General features: G+C 74.9%; 25 protein-coding genes. 11 read left to right on the top strand and 14 right to left on the bottom strand.

The genetic code is table 11. From position 1 onward, the window contains the following. Positions 1 to 71: 71 nt before the first annotated feature. Together HJG43_05465 and HJG43_05460 are read right to left on the bottom strand one after the other, a co-directional pair. Complete coding sequence (locus tag HJG43_05465; protein ID UER54086.1) at positions 72 to 1,403, bottom strand: class I SAM-dependent RNA methyltransferase; 1,332 nt, start codon at positions 1,401 to 1,403, stop codon at positions 72 to 74. After that, positions 1,358 to 3,361 carry an APC family permease gene (locus HJG43_05460; GenBank protein UER54085.1) on the bottom strand — a complete coding sequence of 668 codons (2,004 nt, stop codon included), beginning with the start codon at positions 3,359 to 3,361 and terminating at the stop codon, positions 1,358 to 1,360. The genes HJG43_05465 and HJG43_05460 overlap by 46 nt, the downstream gene beginning before the upstream one ends. A 78-nt stretch (positions 3,362 to 3,439) precedes the next feature. Here HJG43_05460 and HJG43_05455 point away from each other — a divergent pair, with 78 nt between their 5' ends. Together HJG43_05455 and HJG43_05450 are read left to right on the top strand one after the other, a co-directional pair. Then, positions 3,440 to 4,105, top strand: a complete 666-nt coding sequence (locus HJG43_05455) for a TrkA family potassium uptake protein (protein ID UER54084.1) — start codon at positions 3,440 to 3,442, stop codon at positions 4,103 to 4,105. Beyond that, positions 4,102 to 4,764 carry a TrkA family potassium uptake protein gene (locus HJG43_05450; GenBank protein UER54083.1) on the top strand — a complete coding sequence of 221 codons (663 nt, stop codon included), beginning with the start codon at positions 4,102 to 4,104 and terminating at the stop codon, positions 4,762 to 4,764. The genes HJG43_05455 and HJG43_05450 overlap by 4 nt, the downstream gene beginning before the upstream one ends. Before the next feature lie 45 nt (positions 4,765 to 4,809). On the opposite strand, the gene HJG43_05445 is transcribed toward HJG43_05450, so the two are convergent. The 4 genes from HJG43_05445 to dut are packed head-to-tail and all read right to left on the bottom strand — an operon-like array spanning position 4,810 to position 7,155. Next, positions 4,810 to 5,496, bottom strand: a complete 687-nt coding sequence (locus tag HJG43_05445; GenBank protein UER54082.1) for a DUF3159 domain-containing protein — start codon at positions 5,494 to 5,496, stop codon at positions 4,810 to 4,812. Then, complete coding sequence (locus HJG43_05440) at positions 5,493 to 5,879, bottom strand: OB-fold nucleic acid binding domain-containing protein (protein ID UER54081.1); 387 nt, start codon at positions 5,877 to 5,879, stop codon at positions 5,493 to 5,495. Before HJG43_05440 ends, HJG43_05445 begins: the two co-directional genes overlap by 4 nt. Beyond that, on the bottom strand, positions 5,876 to 6,583 hold the full coding sequence (locus HJG43_05435) for a DUF3710 domain-containing protein (GenBank protein ID UER55738.1): 708 nt from the start codon (positions 6,581 to 6,583) through the stop codon (positions 5,876 to 5,878). Before HJG43_05435 ends, HJG43_05440 begins: the two co-directional genes overlap by 4 nt. A gap of 2 nt (positions 6,584 to 6,585) precedes the next feature. Beyond that, the gene (gene dut, locus HJG43_05430; protein UER54080.1) at positions 6,586 to 7,155 is read right to left on the bottom strand and encodes a dUTP diphosphatase; all 570 of its coding nucleotides are present in this window, start codon (positions 7,153 to 7,155) and stop codon (positions 6,586 to 6,588) included. Positions 7,156 to 7,208: 53 nt separating this feature from the next. On the opposite strand from dut, the gene HJG43_05425 reads away from it, so the two are divergent. Continuing rightward, entirely contained in the window at positions 7,209 to 7,673 is a 465-nt protein-coding gene (locus HJG43_05425; protein UER54079.1) for a DUF3093 domain-containing protein, read from the top strand. Here HJG43_05425 and HJG43_05420 read toward each other — a convergent pair. Next, positions 7,651 to 7,947: a DUF4193 domain-containing protein gene (locus tag HJG43_05420; GenBank protein UER54078.1), complete on the bottom strand. Its 297-nt coding sequence runs from the start codon at positions 7,945 to 7,947 to the stop codon at positions 7,651 to 7,653. The genes HJG43_05425 and HJG43_05420 overlap by 23 nt on opposite strands. Positions 7,948 to 8,323: 376 nt before the next feature. Between HJG43_05420 and HJG43_05415 the strand changes: the two genes are divergently transcribed. Then, positions 8,324 to 8,581: a hypothetical protein gene (locus HJG43_05415; GenBank protein ID UER53197.1), complete on the top strand. Its 258-nt coding sequence runs from the start codon at positions 8,324 to 8,326 to the stop codon at positions 8,579 to 8,581. On the opposite strand, the gene HJG43_05410 is transcribed toward HJG43_05415, so the two are convergent. Beyond that, a complete protein-coding gene (locus HJG43_05410; GenBank protein UER54077.1) occupies positions 8,571 to 9,398 on the bottom strand; it encodes an inositol monophosphatase in 828 nt (275 codons plus the stop codon). The genes HJG43_05415 and HJG43_05410 overlap by 11 nt on opposite strands. Beyond that, positions 9,395 to 10,534, bottom strand: coding sequence for a ferrochelatase (locus tag HJG43_05405; protein ID UER54076.1), 1,140 nt, complete (start codon positions 10,532 to 10,534; stop codon positions 9,395 to 9,397). Before HJG43_05405 ends, HJG43_05410 begins: the two co-directional genes overlap by 4 nt. 139 nt (positions 10,535 to 10,673) lie before the next feature. Between HJG43_05405 and HJG43_05400 the strand changes: the two genes are divergently transcribed. Then, positions 10,674 to 11,858, top strand: a complete 1,185-nt coding sequence (locus HJG43_05400; GenBank protein UER54075.1) for a DUF3071 domain-containing protein — start codon at positions 10,674 to 10,676, stop codon at positions 11,856 to 11,858. A 10-nt stretch (positions 11,859 to 11,868) separates the two neighbouring features. On the opposite strand, the gene HJG43_05395 is transcribed toward HJG43_05400, so the two are convergent. The 4 genes from HJG43_05395 to HJG43_05380 are packed head-to-tail and all read right to left on the bottom strand — an operon-like array spanning position 11,869 to position 16,966. After that, on the bottom strand, positions 11,869 to 12,513 hold the full coding sequence (locus HJG43_05395; GenBank protein UER54074.1) for a thymidine kinase: 645 nt from the start codon (positions 12,511 to 12,513) through the stop codon (positions 11,869 to 11,871). A 23-nt stretch (positions 12,514 to 12,536) separates the two neighbouring features. Further along, positions 12,537 to 13,670 (bottom strand): alkaline phosphatase family protein, encoded by a 1,134-nt coding sequence (locus HJG43_05390; GenBank protein ID UER54073.1) that lies wholly within the window; start codon positions 13,668 to 13,670, stop codon positions 12,537 to 12,539. Further along, complete coding sequence (locus HJG43_05385) at positions 13,667 to 14,272, bottom strand: phosphodiesterase (protein ID UER55737.1); 606 nt, start codon at positions 14,270 to 14,272, stop codon at positions 13,667 to 13,669. The genes HJG43_05390 and HJG43_05385 overlap by 4 nt, the downstream gene beginning before the upstream one ends. A gap of 18 nt (positions 14,273 to 14,290) precedes the next feature. Next, on the bottom strand, positions 14,291 to 16,966 hold the full coding sequence (locus HJG43_05380) for a GNAT family N-acetyltransferase (GenBank protein UER54072.1): 2,676 nt from the start codon (positions 16,964 to 16,966) through the stop codon (positions 14,291 to 14,293). Positions 16,967 to 17,027: 61 nt separating this feature from the next. Between HJG43_05380 and HJG43_05375 the strand changes: the two genes are divergently transcribed. Then, entirely contained in the window at positions 17,028 to 17,648 is a 621-nt protein-coding gene (locus HJG43_05375) for a nitroreductase family protein (GenBank protein UER54071.1), read from the top strand. Between the two features lie 275 nt (positions 17,649 to 17,923). Here the strand turns inward: HJG43_05375 and HJG43_05370 are convergent, their stop codons facing one another. Beyond that, complete coding sequence (locus tag HJG43_05370; GenBank protein ID UER54070.1) at positions 17,924 to 19,210, bottom strand: ArgE/DapE family deacylase; 1,287 nt, start codon at positions 19,208 to 19,210, stop codon at positions 17,924 to 17,926. Between the two features lie 120 nt (positions 19,211 to 19,330). Here HJG43_05370 and HJG43_05365 point away from each other — a divergent pair, with 120 nt between their 5' ends. Genes HJG43_05365 through HJG43_05345 form a run of 5 tightly spaced genes read left to right on the top strand, consistent with a single transcriptional unit; the run spans position 19,331 to position 25,606 of the window. Next, positions 19,331 to 20,407, top strand: coding sequence for a GNAT family N-acetyltransferase (locus tag HJG43_05365; protein UER54069.1), 1,077 nt, complete (start codon positions 19,331 to 19,333; stop codon positions 20,405 to 20,407). Further along, a complete protein-coding gene (locus tag HJG43_05360; GenBank protein ID UER54068.1) occupies positions 20,404 to 21,849 on the top strand; it encodes an oligosaccharide flippase family protein in 1,446 nt (481 codons plus the stop codon). The genes HJG43_05365 and HJG43_05360 overlap by 4 nt, the downstream gene beginning before the upstream one ends. Continuing rightward, complete coding sequence (locus HJG43_05355) at positions 21,836 to 22,975, top strand: GNAT family N-acetyltransferase (protein ID UER54067.1); 1,140 nt, start codon at positions 21,836 to 21,838, stop codon at positions 22,973 to 22,975. The genes HJG43_05360 and HJG43_05355 overlap by 14 nt, the downstream gene beginning before the upstream one ends. Then, complete coding sequence (locus tag HJG43_05350) at positions 22,947 to 24,404, top strand: aminotransferase class V-fold PLP-dependent enzyme (GenBank protein ID UER54066.1); 1,458 nt, start codon at positions 22,947 to 22,949, stop codon at positions 24,402 to 24,404. Before HJG43_05355 ends, HJG43_05350 begins: the two co-directional genes overlap by 29 nt. Next, on the top strand, positions 24,401 to 25,606 hold the full coding sequence (locus HJG43_05345) for a M20/M25/M40 family metallo-hydrolase (protein UER54065.1): 1,206 nt from the start codon (positions 24,401 to 24,403) through the stop codon (positions 25,604 to 25,606). Before HJG43_05350 ends, HJG43_05345 begins: the two co-directional genes overlap by 4 nt. Positions 25,607 to 25,662: the final 56 nt, after the last annotated feature.

Here is a 25,662-nt window from a genome sequence, read left to right as displayed (position 1 = left end):
GGCGTCCTCTGGAGGCTTTTCGGGGTCTCAACGCGCCTCGAGACCCCGGAAAGCCTCCAGAGATCGGGCGGTCAGGCGGCCGGGACGAGGTGGGCGACGCACTCGACGTGGTGGGTGTGGGGAAACAGGTCCAGCGCCCGCAGTCCGGCCAACCGGTAGCCGGCGTCGCCGAAGTACGCCAGGTCCCGCGCCAGGGCGGCCGGGTCGCAGGCGACGTACGCCACGGCACGCGGCCGCAGGGCGGCGACGGCCTCGACGACCTGCCGACGGGCACCGGTGCGGGGCGGGTCGAGGACGACGACGTCGGCCTGACCGGCCCCGCCGAGCCGGGCGTCGACCCGACCCTGCCGGACGACGACCTGGGGCAGGTCGTGCAGGTTCCGCCGGGCGTCGGCGACCGCCCGGGCGTCGCCCTCGACGGCCAGCACCGCGCCGTCCGGGCCGACGGCGCCGGCGAGGGCGGCAGCGAACAGCCCCGCGCCGGCGTACAGGTCGAGCGCGTGCTCACCCGGACGGGGCCGCAGGGCCTCGTGCACGGCGTCGACGAGGACGGCCGCGGCGCCGGGGTGGACCTGCCAGAAGCCGGATCCGGTGACCCGGAAGGAGCGTGGACCGGTCGGCAGCGGGACCTGCTCGGTGACCCAGGTGCGCCCGCGCACCCGCTCGGTGGTCCCCGGGGCGGCGGCCACGGCGACCGAGGTGCCCTCGGGCAGGTCGGGCAGCCGCGGCCGACGGCCAGGACGCGAGGGGGTGAGCACGACGAGTCTGTCGTCGCCGGTGGCGGGGACGACCCCCTCCACCGCGACCGCCCCCGGCCAGCGCCGGTGCGTCAACCCCAGTGCGCGCACGCCGTCGGTGGCGATGAGGCAGTCGTCGACGACCTGGACGTCGTGCGAGCGGTGCCGGCGGAAGCCCGCCCGGCCGCCGGCATCAACAGCCAGCTGCACCCGGGTCCGCCAGCCGAGCCCCGTGCCGGCGTCCACACCAGGGCCGGGCACCGCCTCGACCTCGACGTCCACCTCGATCCCGGCCAGCCGGCGCAGCTGCTCGGCGACGACGTCAGCCTTGAGCCGCCGCTGCGCCGCCGGGGCCGCGTGCTGCCAGTCGCAGCCGCCGCACCGACCGGGTCCGGCGAACGGGCACGGTGGGACGACGCGGTCCGGGGACGGCGTGAGCACCGCGACGGCGTCCGCACGCCAGAACCTGTCCCGCGGGCCGCCCTCGGTCACCTCGGCGAGCACCCGCTCCCCCGGCAGGGCGTGCCGGACGAAGACCACCCTGCCCTCGTGGCGGGCGACGCAGTGCCCGCCGTGGGCGACCGGGCCGACGACGAGCTCAAGCAGCCCCTCGGTGGTCGTCACGCCCCGTTGCCCGCCGGCGTCCCACCGGGCACGTCCTGCCACTGGTCCACCCCCTGGGACGACCGCAGCTGCCACGGCACGCTGGCCACCACGACGCCGGGCACGAAGTGCAGCCGCGACTTCAGCCGCAGCGCGCTCTGGTTGTGCAGCAGCTGCTCCCACCAGTGCCCGACGACGTACTCGGGCACGTAGACGACGACGAGGTCGCGGGGGCTGTCCCGCCGCAGCGCCCGCACGTACTCGAGCACGGGCCTGGTCACGTCCCGGTACGGGGAGTCGAGGACCTTGAGCGGTACCGGCAGCTCCAGGCGCTCCCACTCTGCCATGAGGGCCCGGGTCTCGGCAGGCTCGACGTTCACCGTCACGGCCTCGAGCGCGGAGGGCCGGGACGCCCGGGCGTAGGCGAGCGCCCTCAGCGCCGGCTTGTGGATCTTGGAGACGAGCACCAGCGCGTGGACCCGCGACGGCAGCGCCCGCGCGCTGGGCCCCTCCGCCACGGCCAGCTCCCTGGCCACGTGGTCGTAGTGCCGGCGGATCGCCTGCATGAGCACGGCCAGCACCGCCATCGCGACCAGGGTGATCCACGCCCCGCGGGTGAACTTGGTGAGGAGCACGATGAGGAGCACCGTGCCGGTCATCGCCAGACCCACGGCGTTGATCGCCCGCGAGCGCAGCATCCGACGCCGGTCGGCCCGGTCCACGGTCGTGCGCAGCAGTCGGGTCCAGTGCAGGACCATGCCGGTCTGGCTCATCGTGAACGAGATGAAGACCCCCACGATGTACAGCTGGATCAACCGGGTCACCTGGGCGTCGAACGCCACGATGAGCAGCACGGCGGCCGCCGACAGCGCGATGATCCCGTTGCTGAAGGCCAGCCGGTCACCCCGGGTGTGCAGCTGCCGTGGCAGCAGCCCGTCACGGGCCAGGACCGATCCCAGCACCGGGAAGCCGTTGAACGCGGTGTTGGCGGCGAGCACGAGGATCAGGCCGGTGGCGATGGCCACGACGTAGAACGCGGGCGGGAACGTGTCGAAGACACCCTTGGCGATCTGGCCGATCACCGGGTCCTGCACGAAGTCCTCGCCGACCGGCTGGCCGTCACGCAGCAGCTGCTCGGAAGGGAACTCGACGAAGTGCAGCTCCATGAGGTTGGCCAGTACCACGACCGACATGAGCATCGTCGCCGACGTGGCCCCCAGCAGCGCCAGGGTGGTGGCGGCGTTCCTGCTCTTCGGCTCCCGGAAGGCCGGCACGCCGTTGCTGATCGCCTCCACCCCGGTCAGGGCCGCAGCGCCGCTGGAGAACGCCCGCAGCACCAGGAGCGCTCCGGCCAGCCCGACGAGACCCTGCTCGAAGCCCGGCTGGGGCACGAGGTCGAGCTCGGCGCTCGCGGCGAGCGGGAGGTCACCGCGAAACCACCGGACGAAGCCCCAGGCGGCGGTGCCGAGGATGGCCGCCATGAACAGGTAGGTCGGGACGGCGAACGCCCGCCCGGACTCCTTGACCCCTCGCAGGTTGATCGTCATCAGGACGACGACGAGCAGGGAGGCCACGGCCGCCTCGTGGCCCCGCAGCTGGGGGAAGGCGGCGGCGGCGTACTGAGCGCCCGAGGAGATGGACACCGCGACGGTCAGGACGTAGTCGACGAGCAGCGCGCTGCCGACGGTGAGGCCGGCGCTGGGCCCCAGGTTCGTGGTGACGACCTCGTAGTCCCCCCCGCCGGAGGGGTAGGCGCGGACGTTCTGCCGGTACGAGGCGACGACGACCAGCAGGACCAGTACGACCGCGAGGGCGACCCATGGCGACAGCACGTAGGCGGTGACCCCGGCCAGCGCCAGGGTGAGCATGATCTCGTCGGGAGCGTAGGCCACGGACGACAGGGCGTCGGAGGCGAAGACCGGCAGCGCGAGCCGCTTGGGCAGCAGGGTCGCTCCGAGCCGCTCGCTGCGGAGGGGGCGGCCGACGACCAGCCGCTTGGCGGCGTCCACGAGGCTCGGCACGGCGGCCCATGCTAGGCCCGTCCGGCCCGTGCCCCGCAGCCCGTCCTGGGCGTGGGTCCGCGCGTGTAGCGTTGCCCTGTGCACTTCGTGATCATGGGTTGCGGCCGAGTGGGCGCGACCCTGGCCCACAGCCTCGAGGAGCACGGGCACACGGTGGCCGTGATCGACCAGAACGCCGAGGCCTTCCGGCGCCTCGGTCCGCACTTCGGCGGTGACACGGTCACCGGTGTCGGGTTCGACCGGGACACCCTGCGCGAGGCCCGGATCGAGGAGGCGTACGCCTTCGCCGCGGTGAGCAGCGGCGACAACTCCAACATCCTCGCCGCCCGCGTCGCACGGGAGACCTTCGGCGTCGCCAACGTCGTGGCCAGGATCTACGACCCCCGGCGCGCCGAGGTTTACGAGCGGCTCGGCATCCCGACCGTCGCGACGGTCCGCTGGGCGGCCGACCAGATGCTGCGCCGTCTGCTGCCGCGGGGCGCGGCCGGGGAGTACCGGGACGCCAGCGGCACCGTCCTGCTGGCCCAGTTCAGCACGCACCGGGGGTGGGTGGGTCGGACCGTCGCCGACCTGGAGGAGGCGGTGGGCTGCCGGGTGGCGTACCTGACCCGGCTGGGCGAAGCCGTCCTGCCGCGACCGGCGACGGTCCTCCAGGAGGGCGACGTGCTGCACGCCACCGTCCGGGTCGACGACGTGGCCAGGGTCGAGCGTGCGCTCGGCGCGGCGCCGGAGGGAGCACGATGAGGGTCGTCGTCGCCGGCGCGGGCAGCGTCGGCCGCTCCATCGCCAGCGAGCTGCTGCACAACGGGCACCAGGTGCTGCTCATCGACAAGGAGCCACGCGCGATCCGGACGTCGTCGGTGGCGGAGGCCGAGTGGTTGCAGGCGGACGCCTGTGAGCTCGCCTCACTGAGCGAAGCCGGTCTGGAGCGCACCGACGTCGTGGTGGCAGCGACCGGCGACGACAAGGCGAACCTCGTGCTGTCCCTGCTGGCCAAGACCGAGTTCGGCGTCCCGCGCACGGTGGCCAGGGTCAACAACCCGAAGAACGAGTGGATGTTCGACGAGGCGTGGGGCGTCGACGTCGCGGTGTCCACGCCTCGACTGATGACCGCGCTGGTCGAGGAGGCCGTGGCGATCGGCGACCTCGTCCGGATCTTCACCTTCCAGCAGGGTCAGGCGACGATGGTCGAGCTCACCCTGCCGGAGGACTCACCGCTGGCCGGCACCCCGGTCGGAGAGGTCACCTGGCCTCCGGAGACGGTGCTCGTGGCGATCATCCGGGAGGAGAGCCCGATCGCCCCCACTCCGGACGACGTGCTCGAGGGCCTCGACGAGCTGCTGCTCATCACCGTGCCGGAGAGCGAGGAGGAGCTGCAACGGCTGCTGCGGGCCACCACGTGACCCGAGGCCCGAGGTGACGGGCGACCGGAACGGGGCGTGGACCGCTCAGGCCACCGGCGGCGGGGTGTGCGGCTGGGCCGGCGGCACTCGCCGCAGCACCAGCCAGGTGAGGTACGCGGTCAGCGCGAACAGCGGGACCCCCATCACCAGCCGGGCCGCGCCCAGGGCGCCGACCGCGTCGGCGAGGTACAGCGGCACCTGGACGACGAGCCGGACGACGAACATCGCGACCCACAGCCAGGTCACCTGACGGTAGGCCCGCAGCCGAGCGGGGTCCCGGCGCCAGGCGAGTCCCTCCCCCACGAGCGGACCGACGAGCACTCCGATCACCGGGAACGGCCCCCACGCCGGCACCGGGCCCAGTCGCGGGAACCGCAGGGTCGAGACCGCGTACAGCGCGGCGTAACCGGCATTGAGCAGGAACCCCGGCAGGTAGTACGAGACCGCCTCCCCGGTCCGGGCGGCCGCCCAGGCGGAGATCGCGACCCCGACGGCGCCGGCGAAGGCCTGGCTGACGTTGCTGCCGGTGACGACGCGTGCGGCGACGAGCAGACCCGCCGCCCCCAGCGCGGCCACCAGTGCGCCGTCAAGATCTCGCGTGACGGTGAACCACGAGACGAACAGCAGGCCGGGCAGCAGGGCCTCGACGACGCCGCGTGGACCGCCCACCGCCTCGGCGAGGGAGAACTCCTCGCCGGCCGCCTGCGCGAGACCGCCCCGCCCCTCACTCACGCGCCGTCCACCGGGAGCAGGTCGTAGGCCGGGTTGTACATCACGGACCGGCCGTGGGAGCAGCTGACGAGCCCGGTCACCACGATCCGTCGGCCCGGCTCGATGCCGGCGATCTCCCGCCGGCCGAGCCAGATCACGGTGAGGGTGCCTGAGCCGTCGAACAGCTCAGCCTCCAGAGCCGGGACGCCGCCACGGGGACGCAGGGTCACGGTCCGCAGCACACCGCAGACCCTCGTGCGTACCCGGTCGTACAGGTCCGAGCAGGGGGTGCCGCCGAAGGCTGCCGCCAGCGCGGACTCCTCGCTGGCGGCGAGCTCGTCCCGGTCGGCGGTGAGGCGGGACAGCGCGGACCGCAGCCGGCCGCGGGGCGGTGGAGTGCTCACGACTCCGCCGCCGTCGCGCCGTCGCTGGTCGTGGAGACCTGGGCGTCGCCGCCGCCCTGGTCGGGCAGCCGCAGCGGCAGCAGGTCGCGCGGCGCCATCGCCTCGGCCCCTCGGACGACGACGGTGCCGCGGACGACCTCCTCCAGCGGCCGGGCGGCCTGCTCGTCGGCCGCCGCCGGGCCGCTGAACACGGCTCGCAGGAACCAGCGGGGGCCGTCGACCCCGACGAACCGAGCGGGCCGGTGAGCCGTGCGGCCGTCGCTGGTGCGGGCGGGCAGGCGGGCCAGCAGCTCACGGCCGAAGCTGCCGGGGATCTCGTCCGCGCTCCCGCCCGACTTCGTCACCTGGGTGGCGATCTCGGCGCGGATCTCGTCCCAGATGCCGTCCCGTCGCGGTGCGGCGAAGGCCTGCAGCTGGACGGTGGACCCGGCCAGTCCAACGGTCGCTGCGACGACCCGGCGGGTCTTCTCCTCCAGCTCGAGGCGCAGCTCCATCCCGGGACGTGGCGGCACCCGTAGCGCGCCCAGGTCGACCCGGGTCACGCCGGCGGGGGCGTCGGCCTCGTCGAACGGGCCGGTCGTGGCCGCGGGAGCCGTGGACCCTGCGCTCGGCGCGGCGGCCGGGTCGGCCGCCGCCTCCTCGGTGACGGCACCGGGCTCGCCGGCGCTCTCGTCCTCGCGCGTCGATCGTCCCTTGCCGAACAGCCTCACCCGCCGTCCCCTCCTGTCGTCGTCTCCGTCCCAGTGGTCCCGCTCGCCGTCGTGCCCGTCGCCGTCGTGGCTACGGTGGCCGTCGTGCCCGTCGCCGTGGCCGGCGACGCCTCGGCGCTCAGCCCGCCGGTCGAACCGTGCCCCCCGGCTCCCCGGGCGGAGCCGGGCAACCGGTCCACCGCCACGAACCGCACGTCGGCGACGCGCTGCACGACCAGCTGGGCGACCCGGTCGCCGCGCCGCAGGACGACCGTCCGCTCATCGTCAGTGTTGACCAGAGTGACCAGGATCTCCCCACGGTACCCCGCGTCGACGGTGCCGGGGCCGTTGAGCACGGTGACCCCGTGGCGCGCCGCCAGCCCCGAGCGCGGGTGCACGAACGCGGCGTAGCCGGCCGGCAGCGCGAGCGCGACGCCGGTCGGCACGGTCACCCGCCGGCCCGGTGCCAGCTCGACGTCGACGCGGGTACGCAGGTCCACCCCGGCGTCCCCCGGGTGCGCCCGGGCCGGGACGGGCAGGTCGGGGTCCAGGCGGTGCAGGAGCACCTCGACGTCCGCAGCGGTCACGGTGGCCGACCCTACCCGCGCCCCGGCAGACGGCGGCGTGCCAGGCTGGTGCGGTGCCGACCCCGCCGCCCTCGACCACGCAGTTCGACGAGCGTCTCTGGCCCAGCCCGGCGACCTGGCTGCTCGCACCCGGCCTGGGGCTCGGCGCCGGCATCGCCGCCGTGCCGTTCGGGACGGCGGCCGCCGTCGGCCTCGGGGTGCTCGCCGCGGTGGTCGTGGCCGCCCTGCTCGCCGCGACCGCACCGCGGGTGCGGGTCACCGACGACGTCCTGGAGGCCGGCCCGGCCCGGGTGCCCCTGGCGCTGCTGGGAACACCTCAGGCCTTCACCGGGGAGGAGGCCCGCCAGGAGCGCGGGCCGCGGCTGGACGCCCGGGCCTACCTGCTGCTGCGCGGCTGGGTGGACGCCGTGGTCCGGGTGCCGCTGGAGGACCCGGAGGACCCGACCCCGTACTGGTTGGTCTCGACCCGCCGGCCCGAGGAGCTGATCGACGCGCTCATGCGCACTCGGCGCAGATGAGCTGACCGTCCTTCTCCGCGGCCAGCTGGCTGCGGTGGTGGACGAGGAAGCAGCGGGAGCAGGTGAACTCGTCAGCCTGGCGCGGTAGCACCCGGACCGACAGCTCCTCGTTCGACAGGTCGGCACCGGGCAGCTCGAAGCCCTCGGCGGCCTCGGCCTCGTCCTCGTCGACCTTGCCGGAGTTCTTGTCGGTACGACGCGCCTTGAGCTCCTCGAGGGAGTCCTCGTTGAGCTCGTCGTCGGTCTTGCGCGGTGCGTCGTAGTCGGTTGCCATCGGTGGGTCACGCTCCGGATCTGCGGCATCGGGTGGGGCGATGTGCCTAACGTCGCGGGCGGCGGCTTTGTGCCCGCGGCGCGCGGGATTGTGCCCTACCTCGTCGACCGACGCGCAGCCGGGCGTCCCGGGACCTCCCAGCACCGGTCGACCGCCCCGTGACGCATCCCACACGGGGCCCGCCGGGGCAGAGCGTCCACGCAGGTCACCGGCGGGGCAGGAGGGCGGCGAGGCACTCGCCGGCAACCCGTCGTCCACCATCGCGTTCCGATCCGGTCGCCGGGGCCGTCTATCGTCGTGGGCGGCACGACATCGGCAGGACATCGGCACGAGGACGCACAGCAGCACGAACAGGTGAGGACGTCGAGGAGGTGTCATGAGCGAGTTCGCGAGCGAGGTGAGCGAGCGGGTGCAGGAGACCCGCCAGTCGCTGGCCGAGGCGCAGGCCACCGGCGACGACTACCTCGTCGGGGTGCATGCCGGCGCACTGGAGTCGCTCGCGCGGCTCGCCGCCGAGCACGACCTGGAGGTCCCCGGCCTGGACGAGGACGTCGCCCGGCTCACCGCAACGGACGAGGACGACGTCGTCGAGCTCCCGGGCACTGGTGCCGCCCGCCCGGACGTCAGCGTGTGACCCTGCCGGCTCCCAGCCGTTCGAGCTCGGCCACCAGGGCCCGCGCCAGCGGCGGCGAACCGGCCACCACCATCGCCTCCCCGGCGGGACGACCGTCGGTGCCGGTGACGAGTGCTCCTGCCTCGGCGGCGACCAGTCCACCGGCGGCGAGGTCCCACGGGCGCAGGCCCTGCTCGTAGTAGGCGTCGAGCCGGCCGCAGGCCACCGAGCACAGGTCGAGCGACGCCGCCCCGGCGCGCCGCACGTCCCGGATCCGCGGCAGCAGGTCCGCGACCACCCGGGCCTGTTTCCGACGGCCTTCGACGGTGTAGCCGAACCCGGTCCCCACGAGGGCCCGGTCGAGTCGCACGCCCTGGGTGACGCGCACCGGAACGCCGTCCAGGGCGGCGCCCTGCCCGAGGGCAGCGGTCCACGTCTCCCCCGTCACCGGGTTGTGCACGCAGGCGGCCAGCTGCCGCCAGCGTGCCGGGTCGGGGTCACCGGTCACGGCGGCCACACTCACCGCGTAGGCCGGGATGCCGTAGAGGTAGTTGACCGTGCCGTCGATCGGGTCGACCACCCAGGTGACCCCGCTGCTGCCGGCCCGCAGCCCGCTCTCCTCGCCGAGCAGCCCGTCGTCCGGTCGCTCACCGAGCAGCACCTCGGTGAGCCGGGCCTCGGCGGCGGTGTCCATCTCGGTGACGACGTCGGTCGGGCTGGACTTCGTCGCCGCCACCGTCACCGACGCCGGCCGCTGGCGGACGAGGTCACCGGCCGCCCGGGCGGCCCGCTCGGCGAGCCGGACCAGCGCACGGACCTCGACGGCGTCGCTGGTCACGGGACGACAGCCCCGACCGGCTCCGGTGGCACCCAGTCGGCGCCGCACGCGGCGGGAGTGCCGGGGGCGCGCAGGTTGCGGCAGCAGCCGACCGGGCACACGTCGTGGGAGGGCGGCAGGCTGCCGACGGTGGGCCGCTCCACGACGCCGCCCGCCTCGACGGCGACCCGCTCCAGGACGAGGTCGACCAGGCCGGCGACGAACTCAGCGGCGGTGCCGGCGGTGGCGGCCCGCTCGACCGGCAGGCCGAGCTCGCCGGCGGTCGCGGCTGCCTCCGTGTCGAGGTCGTAGACCACTTCCATGTGGTCGCTGACGAACCCGATCGGTGCCAGCACGACACCGTCGACGCCCGCGGCGGCGAGCTCGCGGAGGTGGTCGTTGACGTCCGGCTCGAGCCACGGCTGCGTCGGCGGCCCGGAGCGAGAGCAGTAGACGAGCGTCCACGGCAGGTCCCGGCCGACCCGGGCCGAGACCTCGGCGGCGACCGTCGCGGCGACGTCCTCGTGCTGGGCGACGTAGGCCCCGCCCGCAGGACCTGCGGTGTCTGCCATGGCCTCGGGGACGGAGTGGGTGACGAGCACCAGCCGCAGGTCGTCGGCGTCCACCCGCTCGGTGAGGCGTCGGACGGCGGCCTCGACCCGGTCCACGTTGGCGGCGACGAAACCCGGGTGGTTGAAGTAGTGCCGCAGCTTGTCCACCCGCATCGTGCGGCCCTCACCGGCGAGCGCGGTCAGCGCCCGGGCGACGTCCTCCCGGTACTGCCGGCAGCCGGAGTAGGACGCGTACGCGCTGGTGGCGATCATGAGCACCCGGCGGGCGCCGTCCTGGTGGGCCTGGCGCAGCGCGTCGACCAGGTAGGGGGCCCAGTTCCGGTTCCCCCAGTAGACCGGCAGCTCGACCCCGCGACGGTCGAGCTCCGCGCGCAGCGCCGCGAGCAGCGCCCGGTTCTGGTCGTTGATCGGGCTGCGTCCCCCGAACGCGAGGTAGTGCTCGCCCACCTCGGCGAGCCGCTCCCGTGGGATGCCGCGGCCGCGGGTGACGTTCTCCAGGAAGGGGAGGACGTCCTCGGGCCCCTCCGGGCCGCCGAAGGACATCAGGAGCAGGGCGTCGTACGGACCGTGGTTCACGGTGCCCATCGTCCCAGCACGACCGTGGCGCGGCCCGTCGGGGTCGTTCGAGGACGGTGGCACTCCTCCGGCGCGCCACCTTCTCCCGACCGCCCGGGAGGTGGCAGAGTCAGCGGGCGAGAGAGTCCCTCGGGCGGAGGTAGTCCCCATGCACGACCTGAGGCTCGTCGGTGTCCACGACGACGGCGAGCACCTGGTGCTGACCGGCGCCGACGGTGAGCGGTTCCGGCTGCGCATCGACGAGCCGCTGCGCGCCGCGGTCCGCCGGGACCGAGCCCGTCTGGGCCAGCTGCAGATCGAGATGGGCGGCGCGCTGCGGCCGCGGGACATCCAGGCCCGGATCCGCGCCGGGGAGAGCGCCGAGGACGTCGCGGCCACCTCGGGGCTGCCCCTGGAGCACGTCCGCCGCTACGAGGGGCCGGTGCTGGCCGAGCGCGAGCACGTCGCGGACCGCGCCCGCCGCGTACCGGCCCGGCAGGTGGCGCACCGCCCGCCGTTCGGGGACCTCGTCACCGAGCGGCTCACCGGCCGGGGCGTCGACGCCGCCGCCGCCGTGTGGGACGCCTGGCGCGCGCAAGGCTCCACGTGGACGGTCCAGGTCGCCTTCCGCGCCGGCACCAAGGACCGCATCGCCCAGTGGGCCTACGACGTCGCGGCAAGCCACCTGGAGCCACTGGACGACGAGGCACGCTGGCTCAGCGCGCCCGCCGCGGGCGACCCCGGGCCCCGGCCCGGCGGTCGCCGGCTGGCCGCGGTCGAGCACGTCTACGACGTCGAGGCCGACGGCGGGGTGCGCCCCGCGGGCCGGTCGCGCCGGAGCTCACCCGCGCCGGCGGTCCCCGCCGCGCACTCCCGTGCCAGCGGCCCCGAGGAGGCCCAGACCGCGTCCGAGAGCGATGAGCGGGCCCGCACGCTGGACCTGCTCGACGCCCTGCGGGAGCGGCGGGGTCGGCGTCAGCCGGTGCTGCCGCTCGACGACGACGATGACGCCGCTGACGACGCTGACGACGCCGAGGACGTCGACGGCGGCGGGCTGCCTCCGGCCGCGCACCCCCCGGCGTCCCGGCCGGAGGAGCTCGCGGACGCCGAGCTGCTGGCCCTGCCGCAGGCCTCTCCTGGCGACGAGGGCCGGGACCTGCACCTCGAGGCGGGCACCGAGGACGACGCACGCACCGCCACCGCCGTCAGCTCAGACGCCGGCTCCGACTCCGTCGCCGAGGCTGAGCAGCCGACGGCCAGCGCCCCCGCGGGCCCGGCGGGGCGGCCACGCCGCGGCCGGCGTCCCGCTGTGCCCAGCTGGGACGAGATCGTCTTCGGCGCCAAACGGGACTGAGCCGAGACGCTCAGGAGAACGGCAGCACGTCCGGGGACACCGTGGCGGCCCGTGCCGTGGCGGCGCTCATCCGGCGCATGTGGTGACGGCGGCAGAGGGTCTCGTAGGAGACCACCCCGCTGCGGTCCCCCACGTCCCCGACGACGACCTGCTCACCCTCGACCACCATGACGCCGTCCACGGTGCGGGCGTTGTGGGTGGCTCGGGCACCGCACCAGCACAGCGCCTCCACCTGCAGCACCTTCACCCGGTCGGCGAGCTCGATCAGGCGGCGCGAGCCGGGGAACAGCTGGCTGCGGAAGTCCGTCGTGATGCCGAACGCGAAGACGTCGACGCCCATGTCGTCGACGAGGCGGGCCAGCTGCTCGACCTGGGCGGGGGTGTAGAACTGCGCCTCGTCGCAGACGAGGTAGTCCACCCGGCGCCCGTGGGTCCGGGCGTCGACGACGGTGGCCCAGAAGTCGGTGCCGTCGGTGACCTCGACGGCCTGCCGGGCCAGCCCGAGGCGGCTGGACAGGACGTTCTGCCCGGCCCGGTCGTCGCGGGTGAAGACGATCCCGTCCCGGCCGCGGACGGCGTGGTTGTGGTCGAGCTGCAGGGCCAGCGTCGACTTGCCGCAGTCCATCGTCCCGGAGAAGAACACGAGCTCGGCCACGGGCGTCCATCCTGCCCGAGGGCTCAGCCGAGACGGCGGCCGGGGACGACGAGCAGCGGCACCCGGGTCTCCGCGGGGGTACGGCCGCCGTGCATGCCGACGAGCTTGGCCAGCTCGGGTCGCTGACAGCGCGAGTCGTGCACGGACACCGGTGCGACGGCCGCCGCGACGACGTCGCCGATCCGGGGCAGCACGTGGTCGGCGACCGGACCGAACCAGCCGTCCTCGACGGCCTGCTCCCGGCTCACCACCTCCACGGTGCTGCCCAGCCGTGACCGCCAGGTGGCCAGGACGTCGTCGGCCGCGCCGTCCCGGGTGTACAGCATCGGCGCCCGCGGCTCGCCGCCGGTGAGCAGGACGCCGTCTGCCAGCTCGGCGTCCTGGGCGAGGTCGGTGCGGGCACCGGCGGGCACGTCGACCATCCCGTGGTCGGCAGTGACCAGGACGAGAGTGTCGGCGGGTGCCCGGGCGGCAAGCCTGCGGACCGCGAGGTCCACGGCGGCGAGCTCCTCCCCCCACTCCCAGGACGTGCAGCCTCGCACGTGCCCGACCTTGTCGACGTCACCCCAGTACAGGTAGACCAGCGAGGGCGCAGGTCCGCGCAGAGCCGCCAAGGCGGCCTCCACCCGCTCGTCGAGGGACTCCGCGGCGGCGAACCGGCCACCGCGCAGGGTCGCCTCCGTGAGCCCGGAGCCGTCGAAGAACGCCGGACCGATCCGGGTGACGGCGGCACCCCGCGCGACGAGGTGCTCGAGAACGGTCTCCTGGGGCTGCCAGGTCCGCGGGTCCGGGCCGTCCTCCCAGGACAGCTCGTTGAGCAGCCGGTCGGTGCCGGGCAGACGCACCTGGTAGCCGACCATGCCGTGGGTGCCGCTGGACAGGCCGGTGCCGAACGAGCCCATCGACGTGGCGGTGGTCGAGGGGTAGCCGCACGCCAGCACGTGCCCGTCGGCCAGCAGCCCGCCGAGGAAGGGGGCGTGACCCGCCCGCTCCGCCAGCAGACGCTCCCCGAGCCCGTCCACGAGGACGACGACCACTCGGGCCGCGTCCGGCAGCCGCAGCGGGGTCGCACGCTGGGGCAGTCCCAGGGCCGCCGCCGCGGCGGGCAGCACGTCGGCGAGGGTCCCGGAGACGGGGGGCAGCGCGTCCCGGCTCACGCGGGGCGGGTCATCGAGGACAGCACCCGGGCGAACTCCAGCGCCCCCGCCACGGCGTCCGTGCCCTCGGCGCCGGCGCTCACCCGGACCGAGATGTCGTCTCCGGCCATCGTCCCGGTGTAGCCGTGGTCGGCCTCGCACTGCGGGTCTGAGCAGCCCGCAGGCTCCAGGTCGATGTGCTGCACCGACCCCCAGCCGAGGGTCAGCGTCAGCTCACGGGCGGCGTCCCCGGGGCGGTGCCGGGCCGGGTCGGCGACGACGTGCGAGAGGACCACGGAGGTCACCCGGTCCAGCGGGACGGCCTCGGTGGACGCCGAGGCGTAGACCGTCGGGGAGGACTCGTCCGGGCCGTGGTCGTCGGCGTGGGCGGCGATGAGCCGGGTGGGGGTGACGACCAGGACGGTGACGTGCCGGCGGACCTCGGTGCTGTCGAAGGTGGTCTCCGGGTGCACGAGGTGGGCGACGACCTCCTCACCGGCGACGGCGGTCGCCACGACGTCCTCGACGAACGCCGGGTAGTAGCCGGCGCGCTCGATCTCCGTGCGCAGCCGCTGGGGCAGGGGAACGGTCGACGCGGCGGCGGGTGGGCGACGGTCACGCATGGCTGTCATCCTCCCACCTCACCCGGACAGCACCCGCCGTCCGGCGTCGGCACGGCCGGCGGGCGTCGCCAGCCGGGCGGTCGCGCCGGCCACGGCCAGGCCGCGCCGGCACACCATGACGGGGTTCAGCTCGAGGTCGGCGACCTCGGGCAGGTCGTCGGCCAGGCAGGACACCCGGGCGACGACGTCGCGCAGGGCCTCGAGGTCGACGGCCGGCGAGCCGCGGTAGCCGGTCAGCCGCGGAGCGGCCCGCACGGAACGGACCAGGTCGTCGACGTCGACGTCGGTCAGCGGCGGGATCCGGTGGGCGACGTCACCGAGAAGGTCCGAGGCGTCACCGGCCAGGCCGAAGGACACGATCGGTCCGAACAGGGCGTCCTCCATCGTCCGGACGACGCAGGCGACGCCCGGGCCGGCCATCCGCTGGACGACGAGCAGCGTCTCCTCGCCGGCGATCTCCCGCATCTCCTCGACGTGGCCGCGCAGCTCGTAGGGGTTGTCGATGCCGAGGCGGACCCCGCCGAGCTCGGCGCGGTGCCGCAGCCGCTCGTCGGTGGTCTTCAGCGCGACCGGCCAGCCGAGCCGGTCTGCCGCCGCGACGGCCTCGGCGCCGGTGCGCACGTACTCGGTCGGCCACAGCCGCACGCCGTAGTACCCGAGCAGGGCCTCGACGTCGGCCGGCGCGAGCCGGACGCCGGCCGGGTGCTCGACCCCGGCGAGCCGCTTCTCCACCAGGTCCCGGGCCGCGGCCCGGTCGATCCCGGGCGGGTCGACCCTGGTGCCGATCGGCCGGCGCCGCCACTGCGCGTGCCGGACGGCGGCGACCAGGGCACGCACCGCGTCCTCCGGGGTGGGGTAGGCGGGCACCGCGCGCTCCACCGCCGGCTCGTAGCCGGGGCTGTTCATCCCGACGACGGCGTCGGTGACACCGCGCATCCCCAGCAGGCAGGCCACCGTCGGCCGCTGGGAGGCAGCGGCGACCTGCTGCAGGACGCGGACGATCTCGACGTCCACGGTGCCCAGCGGTGGGATGAAGCAGACGACGACGGCGTCGAGCCGGTCGTCGGCATACACCTGCTCGAGCGCCCCGCGGAACTCCTCGACGCCGGCCTCGGGGTGCACGAGCACCGGCGGTGCCCCGATCTCGAGCCCCCAGCTGGTGGCGGCGTCCGCGACCAGCGCGGCCAGCGCGTCGGAGTTCCCGACGACGCCGATCCGGTCGCCGGAGGGCAGCGGCTGGTGGACGAGCATCTGGGCGACGTCGAACAGCTGGTGCAGGTTCTCCACCCGGACGACGCCCGCCTGGCGGAGCATCGCGTCGAGGGCCTCCCTCGGTGCCCGGCTGGTGCGCACCGCGTGGCCGGGCGGCACCCCGTACCCGCTGATCCCGGACTTCAGCACGACGACCGGCTTGCTGCGCGACAGCCGCCGGGCGATCCGGGAGAACTTGCGCGGGTTGCCGATGCTCTCCAGGTACAGGCCGACCACGGCCGTGGCCGGGTCCTCCTCCCAGTACTGCATGCAGTCGTTGCCCGACACGTCGGCGCGGTTGCCGGCGGACACGAAGCTCGACACCCCCAGCCCCCGGCGGGCAGCCGAGGACAGCACCGCGACGCTCAGGGCACCGGACTGGCTGAACAGGCCGAGCCGGCCGGCGGGCGGCCACATCGGGGCCAGGGACGCGTTGAGCCGGACCTGTGGGTCGGTGTTGAGGACGCCGAAGGAGTTCGGTCCCACCACGCGCATCCCGTTGGCCCGCGCCACCCGGACCACCTCGCGCTGGCGCGCCAGCCCCTCGGCGCCGACCTCGGCAAAGCCGCTGGAGATCACGACGACGCCCTTGACGCCGATGCCGGCGCACTCCCGCACCACCTCGACGACGGACTCGGCGGGGACGACGACGACGGCGAGGTCGACCGGGCCGGGGACCTCGCGGACGTGGGCGTAGGACTGGACGCCGTGCAGCTCAAACGCCTCGGGGTTGACCGCCAGGACCGGCCCGGTGAACCCGCTGTCGACGAGGTGCTGAAGGACCCGGGCGCCGATCGAGTCGGGCTCCCGGCTGGCGCCGACGACGACGACGCTGCGCGGGCTGAGCAGCGCCGCCAGGCTGTTCGCCTCGGCCCGGTGCTCGCGCGCCTCCATCACCGCGAGCGAGCGGTCGGTGGGGTCGATGTCGAAGGCCAGGGAGATCACGCCCTCCTCGAAGTGGTGGGTGACCTCGTAACCCGCCTCCTGGAAGACGGTGACCATCTTGCGGTTCTGGGGCAGCACCTCGGCGACGAACCGGTGGATCCCGTTCTCTCGTGCGGCCACTGCGAGGTGCTCGAGCAGCACCGACCCCAGTCCACGGCCCTGGTGGGCGTCGGCGACGTTGAACGCGACCTCGGCCTGCCGCTCGTCGAGCCGCTCGTACCGGCCGACCCCGATGATGTCGTCGCCGACGAGGGCGATCAGCGCGACCCGGTCGCGGTGGTCGACGTGGGTGAACCTGCGCAGGTCCTTGTCGGACAGCTGCGGCAGGGGGGCGAAGAACCGCAGGTAGGTCGACTCCGCCGACTGGGCCATGTGAAACCGCTGGAGCGCCTCGGCGTCCTGCGGGGTGATCGGGCGCAGGTGAGCCGTCCCGCCGTCCCGCAGGACGATGTCGGCCTCCCAGTGCGCCGGGTAGGTCACGCTCGGGTCCTCCGCCATGGTGTCAGAGTAGGGCGAGCGCGTCGTTGACCGGCCGCGGTACCGCTGGGAGGTTGCCGGGATGGAGCTCGCCGAGGTCATCCGCCGTCGCCGGATGGTCCGCGCCTACGACCCGACCCGACCAGTGCCGCCGGAGGTCGTCGACCGCCTGCTGCAGGCTGCGGTGCGGGCGCCGAGCGCCGGTTTCACCCAGGGCTGGGACTTCCTCGTGCTGGCCGACCCGGCGGACAGGGAACGGTACTGGCGGGCCACCACCGACCCGGACGCCGAGCCGGACTCCTGGCTGCGCGGGATGCGGACCGCTCCGCTGCTCGTGGTGTGCCTGAGCCACCGTGACGCCTACCTCGACCGGTACGCCGAGCCGGACAAGGGGTGGACGGACCGGGACGAGGCGCGCTGGCCGGTGCCCTACTGGGACGTGGACACCGGGATGGCGGCGCTGCTCATGCTGCTCACGGCCACCGACGCCGGCCTGGGCAGCTGCTTCTTCGGGGTCGGCGGGCCCCGGCAGGTCGAGCGGTTCCGGGAGGCGTTCGGCGTGCCGGACTCACGGCGCCCGGTCGGCGTGGTGAGCGTGGGCTACCCCGCGCCGGACCGCCGCTCCCCCAGCCTGCGCCGCGGCCGCCGCCCCGTTCACGAGGTCACCCACGTCGGCCGCTTCGGCACCCCACCCCCTCCGTGATCAGTCGAAAACCCCCCCTCCGTGATCATGCAGTCCCGCCACCCCGCACGACCCACTCGTGATCATGCAGTCCCGCCACCCAGCCCCACCGCCCGATCCCAGAATGCTGGGTTGCTGGCGCGACACGCCGGCCAAGATGCGCCGAACGCAGCATTCTGTGGCCGAGGCGCCTGACCCGACGTGGGCTGCCATGGCCACCACGGCCTGTTTTCATCTCTCGGGGTGGCCGCCAGCGGCCATGAGGCGTTCATGCAATCCCGCCACCCACGCGGACGTCAGTCGCTCACGATGCCGCACCGCCGGATGGCCAGCAGCGCGTAGGCCCGGGCGGCCGTCACGAGGTCTGCCTCCGCGACGTGCTCGTCGACCGTGTGGGCACAGGAGATGTCGCCGGGCCCGTACTGCAGGGTGGGGATGCCGGCGCCGGCGTAGAGCCGCAGGTCCGACCCGTACGGGGCGCCGACCCGCTCGGGCGCGCGGACGCCCAGACCGACGAGGCAGCCCGCGACGTCGTCCGCCAGCGGGTCACCAGCCGGCAGCTCGCCGGGAGCGAACTGCCCGCCCGACCACGTGACCCGGGCCGGGTGCTCGGCCAGCCAGTCGTCGTCCGCGCAGGCCGCCGCGACGGCCGCCTCGAGCTCCTGGCGAGCCTGCTCGACGGCCTCCCCGGGCAGGACGCCGAAGCGCCCCTCGGCGACCAGCCGGTCCGGCACCGTGCTGGGCCAGTCCCCGGCCCGCACGGTGCCGACCGAGATGGGAGCGGCGAGGTCGAGGTGCCCGAAGCCCGCAGGAAGGACGGCGTTGCGTCGGGCCTCCAGGTCGCGCAGGGCGTCGAGCACCGGCAGGAACGCCTCGAGGGCGGACACCCCGAGGGTGCGGGTGGCGCCGTGGGCCGCGTGACCCGCCACCTCGACCCGGAAGGTCAGTGCGCCGGCGTTGGCGACGAGCAGGTCCCCTGCGGTCGGCTCGGCGATGACGCAGGCGCGGCCGCGGTGGCCCCGGGCCAGGGTGGCGAACGTGCCCAGGCCGCCGTCCTCCTCCCCGACCACGGCGTGGACGGCGAGGGGCCGCCGCAGCCGGACGCCGGCGCGGCACAGCGCAGCGACGGCTCCCAGGACGGCCACGACGCCACCCTTCATGTCGCAGGCGCCACGCCCGTGCAGCCGGCCGTCCGTCTCCCGCAGGGTCCACGGGTCCCCGCCCACCCAGAGGTCACCGTCACCGGGCGGGACGACGTCGAGGTGCCCGGCGAGGACCAGTGCCGGCTCCTCGGCCCGGCCCGCCGACACCGTGCCGACGCAGCCCCAGGCCTCGTCCCGGCGCACCTCCTCGCCCGGGTAGCCGTCGGCCGCGCGCAGGGCAGCCAGGTCCAGCCGCCAGTGGTCGACGTCCGCCCCCAGCTCGGCGAGCCGCGCCGCCGCCCACGCCTGCACGTCGCACTCCGCACGACTGCCGCCGGTACTGGGGATGGCCACCGCGGCCCGCAGGTCCGCCACGAGGCCATCGGCGTCCACGGCGTCGACCGCGGCCGTCTCGACAGAGGTAAGAGCCCGGTTGCGCACGGCGGCAGTGTGCCCCCTGGCGCGGTTCCAGGCAGATCACCCAGCACGGGTTTCGCAGAACCGCCCACCTCGGGCGCCTGGGGCTGGTTAGCGTCGGAGTCCGGGGACCGAGGGGGCTGGATGCTGTCGCTGCACGTGACCGGCAGGACGACGACCGTCGAGTCGCGCCGTGCGGACGACCGGGCACTGGCAGGCGTGTGGCGGTCGCTGCAGGACGCTCAGGGGGTCGGCACGCCGTTCCTCACCTGGGAGTGGTTCTCTGCGTTCGCCGACGTCCCGGAACTGAGCCGCCGCGCCCGCGTCCTCGTCGTCCGGGACGGCGGAGCCCCCATCGGGCTGTTCCCGGTCCAACTGGGCGGGGAGCCAGGAAAACTGCGCCGGCTGGAGGCGGCTGGCAGCGGCGTCCTGGACCCCGATCACCTCGACGTCGTCGCGGTGGCGCCGCGACGCGAGCAGGTCGCCGAAGCCGTTACCGAGTACCTGCGCCGTGGCACCGGGTGGGACGTCACCGAGATGGCAGGTCTGGACGGGGAGGGCGCGCTCGCCTCGGCGCTGACCGCCGGGACGCGGCGCACCCCCACCGCGCTGCTGCTCCGCCACGAGATCGAGCCGGTCCCGGTCGTCGACCTCGTCGGCGAGTCGGCACCGGCCGTGTTGGAGATGCTGCAGCGACGCTCGCGACGCGGCATGCGACGCGCCTGGCGCTCCGGTGGTGGCTTCGACCTCGTGACCGACCCGGGCCGTGCCGCCCCGTTGCTCGACACGCTGATCCGACTGCATACGGCACGCTTCGGCGCCGCGTCCCAGGTGTTCGCCACCCCGGCACTGCGCACCTTCCACCACCTCGTCGTCCCGCGGCTCATGGCGTCGGGGCTCGCCAGGCTCGGCCGGCTCGTCGTCGACGAGGCCGTCGCCGCAGTGGAGTACATGTTGCTCCTGGACGACCGGGCCTTCAGCTACCAGAGCGGGTTCTCCCCTGAGCACGGCCACGCGCCCGGCCGGACGGCAATGTGTCAGACGATCCTCGCCGCTGCCCGCGAGGGCCGGCGCGAGTACGACCTGCTGCGCGGTGACGAGGACTACAAGGCCGAGTACAGCACACGGACACGCTGCGACGTCCGGCTCCTCGTCGTGCGGCCGACGTGGCGGACCGTCCACTGGGCGCTCGGGCGTCTGACCGGTTGGGACCGACGGTGACCGCGACGGCGGAGCGCTCGGCCGTGTCCAGCTTTCTGTGGGCAGGTTTCGCGTTCGGAACCAGCAAGCTCGCAACCTTCGTCGCCACCCTCGTGCTGGCCCGGCTCCTCGTCCCGGAGCACTTCGGTGTCGTCGCCGCCGCCATGGCGGTGATCGCCCTCATCGAGATCGGTCTGGACCTGGGGGTCGGGTCCGCCGTGGTCTACGAGCAGGAGGAGGGGATCACTCGGCGGGTGCAGACCGCATTCACCGTCAACCTCCTGGTCGCGATCGTGCTGACCGCTGCGTTCGTCCTGGCCGCCCCGGCGATCGCCGGATTCTTCCGGGTGCCCGACGAGGACGGCGTGTTCCGGGCTATCGGCCTGTACCTGCTGATCCGGGCGCTCGGTCAGGTGCACGACGCCGTCCTGCGCCGGGACCTCGACTTCCGCCGACGCGCCGTGGCCGAGGCCGCCAGGGCCGTCACCCGGCTCCTGGTCTCCGTCGGGCTGGCGCTGAGCGGCCTGGGAGTGTGGGCGCTGGTCATCGGCCTGCTGGCCGGAGAGACCGCGGGCACCGTCGTCAACTGGCTACTGGTCAGGCTGCGTCCCGCGTTTACCCTCGATCGTACCGCGGCGGGCGCCCTGCTCCGCTTCGGCGTGGCGATCGTGGCGGTGCAGACGGTGGCGGTGGCGTCCTCGAACGCCGACTACCTCGTAGTCGGCCGCGTGCTCGGCCCGCAAGAGCTGGGGTACTACACGATGGCCTACCGCCTGCCGGAGCTGCTGATCGAGAACCTCTACTGGATCTTCTCGAGCATCGCGCTGCCCTGGTACTCCCGGGCCCGCCGGGCCGGCGCCGAGGGGTTCGCCGGCTCGATGCTCACCGCGTTGCGGCTGCTCACCCTCTTCGGGTTCCCCACCGGGATCGGACTGGCCCTGGTCGCGCGAGACGCCGTCCCGGTGCTGCTGTCGCAGCAGTGGGCCCCTGCCGTCCCGGCGACGGCGCTGCTCGCCCTGGCGGCCGGGGTGCACGCGATCGGCTTCGCCAGCGGCGACATCTTCCCCGCGCTGGGCCGGCCAGGTCTTCTGCTGCGGCTCGACGTCGCCTTCGCCGTCACCGAGCTCGCGGCGTTCCTCGCGCTCGTCCGCCACGGGATCACGGCGGTCGCGGCGGTGCACATCGTCTCAGCCGTCCTGTACACCGCGGTGCGGCTCGTCGTGGCGAACCGGCTCGTCGGCACGTCGTGGCGGGACAGCGCCCGGGCAATGATGCCGGCCCTGGCGGTGTCCGTGGGGGTCCTCGCCCTGGCGCTGCCGGTTCGGCTGGTGATGGACCCCGGCGCCGGGGCGCTCGCCGCGACGGTCGCAGCCGGGCTGGCCGGGGGCGCCGTCGGACTGGCTGTCGCGGGCCGGTCCACTGCTCGGGAGGTGCTGGAGGTGCTACGCCGTGCGCGGAGCTGAAGCCGGACCGGCGCCCGGTCGGCTGCTCGACCCGGCACGGCTCACCGACGCCGACCTGCAGCGCTGGCGGCAGCTGGCGAGCGCGGCCGTCGAGCCGAGTCCCTGCCACGAGCCAGGAGCCGTGCTGCCGGCTGTCCGCCACCTGCCCGGCGGCGACCGGCTGCGGCTGCTCGTCGTCGAGCACGACAGCCGGTGGTTGGCCTGCCACCCGGTGCGCCCCGCCACCTTCTCCCGCCGGGCGCCGGTACCGGTGCTCTCGACGTGGGTCCACCCGTACCTGCTGATCGGCTCACCGCTCGTGGCAGCCGATGCCACCGTCCCGGCGCTGCAGGCGCTGCTGCGCACCCCATGGCGAGCCCGTCGCGGGGCGCTGCTGTGGTCGGTCGAGGACCTCGGGGACGCCGGGCCGCTGGCGGCGGCGCTGGAAGAGGCCGTGGCCGGGCTCGGTGGGCAAGTCGTGCGGTGGGAGGAGCACGAGCGGGCCGTGCTGGTCCGCGGCGACCCCGCGAACGCGGGCCGAGGGGGCTCGACCGCCCGCCGCGCGCGACGAGCGCGGCGAGCGATGGACCGGGAGCTCGGCCCGGTTCAGGTGGTCGACGTGAGCACCGACCCCGGTGCTGTCGACCGGTTCCTGGCCCTGGAGTCAGCCGGGTGGAAGGGCCGGGCAGGGACAGCGCTGGCGGCGCGATCCGGTGACACGGCCTTCTTCCGCGAGGTGTGCGCGGCCTTCGCAGCAGAGGGCAGGCTGGAGATCCGGTCGCTACGTACGGCCATGGGAGAGGCCGCGATGCAGACCGCCCTGCACGCCGGTGGATCAGCCTTCCACTTCAAGACCGCCTACGACGAGTCGCTGGCCGACTTCTCCCCTGGCGTGCAGCTACTGGTGGACTACCGGGACACCCTCGCCGGCGGCCCGGTGGACCTACGCGACTCCTGCACGGCACAGGAAAACCGCACGGAGTCGAGAGTCTGGTCGGGGCGACGGCGGATCGCCTGGGCCGTGGTCCCGTTCGCCGGGCCGGGCTCCCGAGCGACGTTAGCGATGCTGAAAAGGGCCCGGACGGCGCGCGCGGGGCACGTCCGACACCGGTCTGCCTATGCTGGCGTGGGTGGCGCTCCTGGTTGAGGACACCGACCCGCGTGACCCGCTCGCCCTGCGCGGGGACGCGCCGCTGCTCGACGCCTACCTCGCCGCCACGCACGACGGCTCGGCCCCGTTCACGATCCCGGGCCACAAGCGGCGCACGGACCTTGTCGGCAGCGTGGTGGCCGGGGACGTGCCGCTGTACGGCGGGCTGGACACGGTCCGGCTGCGCGCCGGGGTGCTCGCCGACGCCGAGCAGCGAGCCGCGGCGCTGTGGGACGCGGACGTGTGCCGGTTCTCGGTCGGCGGGTCGACCCACGGCAACCAGGCGCTCGCCCTGGCGGTCGGCCGTCCCGGGGACGCCGTCGTGGTCTCCCGGACCCTGCACCGCTCGATGCTCCTGGGACTCGTGCTGGCCGGGCTCGAGCCGATCTGGGTTCGACCGGACCTGGACCCACGGACCGGGCTGCCCGGCGGCGTGCCGGCGGACGCCGTCCGGCAGGCGCTGCGGACCCGACCGGACGCGCGGGCCGTCCTGGTCGGGGACCCCTCCTACGTCGGCGGCTGCGGCGACGTCGCAGCACTGGCCGAGGCAGCGCACGAGCGCGGGGTGCCGTTGGTCGTCGACGCCGCGTGGGGGGCGCACCACGGGTTCCACCCGTCCCTGCCGGCGCACGCCCTGGCACAGGGCGCGGACGCGTTCGTGACGAGCGCGCACAAGATGCTGCCGGCCTACTCGCAGGCTGCGCTCGTCCTGGCCTGCACCGACCGGCTGGACGCCGACCGGCTGGACCGGGCGGTGGAGGCGACGGCCACGACGAGCCCGGCCGGGGCGGTGCTGGCCAGCACCGACGCCGCCCGTGCCTTGCTCGCGGGCCACGGCACCCGGCTGCTGGACCAGGTCCTGCGCCTCGTCACGCTGGCGCACGACCGTCTCGACGGCCGTCACGGGCTGCAGGTGCTCGCCGGACCCCGGACCGACCCCACCCGGCTCGTCGTCCTGCTGGCAGGCGCCGGCGTGAGCGGCTTCGACGTCGAGGAGCGGCTGGTCGCCGCCGGGGTGCCGGTCGAGATGGCGGACCGCGACACCCTGGTCCCGGTGGTGACGGTCGCGGACGACGAGGGCACCGTCGACCGGCTCGTCACCGCCGTCCTGGACGCGGTCGCCGCGCTCCCGGTCGGGCCGCCGCGCCAGCCGCTGCCGTCGGCGGCGTGGTCGGTGACGGCCCCCACCGTCCTCACGCCCCGGGACGCCTTCTTCGCGCCGCACCGCACGGTGCCGGCCCCGGACGCCGTCGGGCGGGTGAGCGCCGAGCTGGTGGCCCCGTACCCGCCGGGCGTGCCAGTGCTCGCCCCCGGCGAGCTCGTCACGGCCGAGGCACTCGACGCGCTGCGCACGGCCCACGCCGCGGGCGCCCGAATCGCCTACGCCGCCGACCCCACGCTGGGCACGCTGCAGGTGGTGGCATGACGTCCCGCTCGCGGTCGGCGGCGTCCGGGGCCGGTCTCGCGGCACCGGCGCGGCAGGCTGTCCTCGACCTCGCCGTCCGGCTCGTCGCGACCGACTCGGTGAACCCCGCGCTCGTCCCGGGGGCCGCCGGCGAGTCCGCGGTCGCCAAGATGCTCGGCGACCGGCTGCAGCAGGCCGGGTTCGCGGTGGACGTCATCGACGCCGGCGGCCGGCCGAGCCTGCTCGCCGTCCACCGGGGCCGGGGCGGCGGGCCGCGACTGCTCCTCAACGGGCACCTCGACACCGTCGGCGTCGACGGCATGGCCGACCCCTTCGGCGCCAGGGTCGAGGGGAACCGGCTCAGGGGTCGCGGCGCCGCGGACATGAAGGGCGGGGTGGCCGGCATGGTCGTCGCCGCGGAGACCGCCGTCCGGGCCGGCGTACCGGGGGACGTCGTGCTCGCCCTCGTGACCGACGAGGAGCACGCCAGCGTCGGCACCGAGGCGGTGATCCGCCACCTGACCGACCGCGGCGAGCTGCCCGACGCCTGCCTGGTGGCCGAGCCGACCGGGCTCGACGTCGTCGTCGCCCACCGTGGCTACGCCGTGGTCGAGGTGGAGCTCACCGGACGGGCCGCGCACTCCTCGCAGCCCGGGCTGGGAGTCAACGCGGTCACCCACCTGGGCCGGCTGCTGGCCGCCGTGGAGGCCGCGGACGGCCGGGTCGCCGCGGCAGCCCCCCACCCCCTGGCAGGGGCGGGGTCGCTCATGGCCACCGTCGCCTCCGGCGGGACGTCACCGTTCGTGCTGGCCGGGTCGGCGACCGCGACGATCGAGCGGCGGACGGTCCCTGGGGAGCCCTCGGCGGTGGCGCTGGAGGAGGTGCAGGCCCTGCTCGCGGCGCTGCGGGAACAGGACCCGACCGTGGACGCTCGGGCCAGGCTCGTGCTCGCCCGCGAAGCGTGGCAGGCCGACGGGTCGCCGGCCACCGAGCGGCTGCTCGGGCTCCTCGAGGACGCGCTCGGCCGTCAGGGCGCTGGACCGGCACGCGCCGGTGCGCCCTACTGGATGGAGTCCGCTTTGTGGCAGGCGGCCGGGGTGCCGACGCTGGTGTGCGGGCCGTCCGGCGGGGGGCTGCACGCCGCCGACGAGTGGCTGGACCTCGACCAGCTGGACCGGTTCACGGCGGCCCTCGCGGACGTCGTCCGCAGGTTCTGCGGCTGAACGCCACCCTGGCGGGTGGACAGACCCCGGCGCGCCCCCTGCGACCACGGGAACGC

Source organism: Kineosporiaceae bacterium SCSIO 59966, assembly GCA_020881835.1.
Taxonomy (GTDB): domain Bacteria; phylum Actinomycetota; class Actinomycetes; order Actinomycetales; family SCSIO-59966; genus SCSIO-59966.
This window is presented reverse-complemented; position numbering and strand designations above follow the sequence as displayed.